Raw genomic sequence first — 1,986 nt, 5'->3', positions numbered from 1 at the left:
GGGCGGAGGGGGGCGAGTCCGGAGCGATCGCCGGGTCCGGACATGCGGACGCGCGGGGCGGTGAGGGCCGTTCCGGAGTCCTCGCGGACGTCCTTGCGGTTCCTCAGCGCCCCGCGCGGCCAGCGGCTCCCGGACCGGTCTTGGGGACTGCGGTGCGGCGGTGCTGTGGTCCCTGCGTGGTGCGTGTCGAGCGGGGTCGTGCGGGTGGTGCGGGTGCCGTGCCGTGCGGATCCGGCGGTCGCCGTGGGACTGCGGCTCAGTGAGCCACGGCGCGCGCCATCGATCCGCGGTGCGGCTGCATCGGAACGCCGCGGGCGGGCTCCGGTGCGGACCTGGCTCCGGTGGCGGCCTGACGGCCGGCCGGTGCCGGGCTGCGGCGCGGCTGGACCGCGACGCCGTTCTGCACGTCCATGACAGCGTGGGCCACCAGGCCGCCCATGGGGTCGTGCCGGATCAGGTCCCGTAGCCGGGAGCGGGACGAACGTCCCTCGTTACCCGGATACAGGTGCTTGCCGAGACCGACCGCATGGGCCAGCGCGGCGAGCGCCGCCGTCCGCGGGTCCGGCGGGACGCCGGTGCGTATGGCGGTGTCCAGCCGGGCTCGTATCTCCCGGCTGATCTCCGTGTCCGTCGCCTGATAGCGAGTCGTCGGAAGCACCCCGCACATCTGTCCCGCCACGGCATGCACCATGCCGCACCGCTCCAGATGCGAGAGGTAGGTCTGGCGCAGCCCCAGTCGGGGCCCGCCAATCCAGTTGACCGCGCGTACGGGTGCTCCGCGTCGGCGAAGCAGTTCCAACGCACAGTCCAGTGTTGGATCTCCAGTCGGCCGTGGTACGACCACGGCGATACGATCCCCGTCCGGGGCTATCCGTCCGGCCATCGCCAGCTCCACTAGCTGTGCTCCGGCCAGACCGAGGTCGAGCGACTGCGGCTGTGCGGTGGTACCCGTGGCCGGGTCCAACGCCAGCAGAAGAAGCTCTTCCGGAATTGATCTGCGGCTCCTGCCCATCCATGCCTCCCCGCGTGGATGAATGACAGGGTGACCCCTCTCACATTCATCTGTCGAGAGGGCGTGACCGCTTCGTAGTGGAACCAGTAGGTATGTCGTTCTCGTCTACCGCGTCAGCCAAGGCAGCACACAGGACACTGGTAGCTCGTTCGGACAGTGTCGTCGGAGCGGCAATTGGCGGTTCAGGGTTCACGGTTCACGTTCGGTAGACGCACGGTGAGCGTGCGGCGCACGAAGGAGGCATCGGTGGCGGGCGAGTCCCCCGACAGGTCGAAGCAGCGCGAGTCGTCGGAAGAACCGACGTCGGGGAGCGCGGCTCCGGTTCCCGGGGCCAGGGGTGAATCCGGCGCGGGGGCACGCGACCCCCGGCTCGCGGTGGCCCGGGAGCCGGAGCGGGAGTCCACGACGCGCGGTGGCGTCGACACGGCGACGCGGGTGTTCTCCCGCTCGTCGCTCCAGGCGAAGGCCCCGGCCCCGACGGCGGCCCCGGCTGCGGACGCGGACGCGGTCGCTGACGCGAATGCGGATGTGGATGTGGACGCGGATGTGGACGCGGTCCCGGCCGTCGTCGCGGATACGGACGCCGGGGTCGACGCCGACGCCGACTCCGTCGCCGACACCGACGCGAGTACGGCGGACACGGCGGCGGAGGCCGTGAGCGAGCCCGAGGACGCCGCCGACGCCGAGGATCACGCCCCCGAAGCGGAGGCGGACGCGGAGGCGGAGGCCGACGCTCCGGTCGACGCCTCTGAGGGCACCGAGGGGCCCGTGGCGGCCTCCGAGGGTGATCCCGGACCCGAAGAGCCCTCAGAGGCCGCTGACGAGGCCCCTGAGGCCCCTGGCAAGGCATCCGGTGAGGACTCCGGCGAGGGCTCCGCTGAGCCGGAGGGCGCTCAGGAGGGCACCGGGGAGAGCGGCTCGACGCCCGAGCCGAAGGCCGACGCCGAGCCCGAGCCCGAGCCGAAGGCCGACGC

At 72.5% G+C, this 1,986-nt stretch carries 1 protein-coding gene and 1 pseudogene; one reads left to right on the top strand and one right to left on the bottom strand.

Annotated elements, in window-relative coordinates:
* Nucleotides 1-256: 256 nt before the first annotated feature.
* Entirely contained in the window at nucleotides 257-1,012 is a 756-nt protein-coding gene (locus AOK08_RS33150; protein WP_055532919.1) for a GOLPH3/VPS74 family protein, read from the bottom strand.
* A 222-nt stretch (nucleotides 1,013-1,234) separates the two neighbouring features.
* Between AOK08_RS33150 and AOK08_RS46720 the strand changes: the two are divergent.
* Nucleotides 1,235-1,986: pseudogene (locus tag AOK08_RS46720) on the top strand (D-alanyl-D-alanine carboxypeptidase); the annotation flags it as partial.

The sequence above is a fragment of the Streptomyces graminilatus genome, assembly GCF_001418565.1.
Lineage (GTDB): Bacteria > Actinomycetota > Actinomycetes > Streptomycetales > Streptomycetaceae > Streptomyces > Streptomyces graminilatus.
This window is presented reverse-complemented; position numbering and strand designations above follow the sequence as displayed.

What these genes read in the sequence shown, in the direction of transcription:
- AOK08_RS33150 (WP_055532919.1), bottom strand. Translation starts at nt 1,012, where the DNA reads ATGGGCAGGAGCCGCAGATCAATTCCGGAAGAGCTTCTTCTGCTGGCG.